Origin of the sequence: Sulfitobacter sp. CW3 (assembly GCF_019392245.1) — a bacterium.
Taxonomy (GTDB): Bacteria; Pseudomonadota; Alphaproteobacteria; order Rhodobacterales; family Rhodobacteraceae; genus Sulfitobacter.
In genome coordinates this window covers 1-271 of the sequence record NZ_JAHXRL010000214.1, presented here as the reverse complement: position 1 = coordinate 271, position 271 = coordinate 1, and the positions used below count along the sequence as shown (strand labels likewise).

Here is a 271-nt window from a genome sequence, read left to right as displayed (position 1 = left end):
AAGCGGAACTTGCTCGACCCAGACCGCTCCCGCCATCACAGGGCAGTGTGCACGAACAAGTCGAGTTGCTCCGATGTGGCGCAAGCGCGTGAGCGCGGGCCCGGAGCTCGGCGCGTCGCTCTCGGCGTGAGAAGAGTCGGGAGATCGACGCCCGGCTTGCCATAGAGGACGGCACCGACGATCTCGCAGCCATCGCCGCGATGGAACACGTTGGCGGTATGCGGCCCAGCCCGCAGGATCTCCTGTACGAGCGCCTCGTCTACGCTCAGGC

The 271-nt window shown here is 66.8% G+C and carries 1 protein-coding gene; it reads right to left on the bottom strand.

Going from position 1 to position 271, the window contains the following annotated elements; all coding sequences use genetic code 11:
- Window positions 1-35: 35 nt before the first annotated feature.
- Window positions 36-271 (bottom strand): hypothetical protein (locus tag KZZ06_RS20825; protein ID WP_219581864.1); only part of this gene is annotated, 236 nt, incomplete at its 5' end.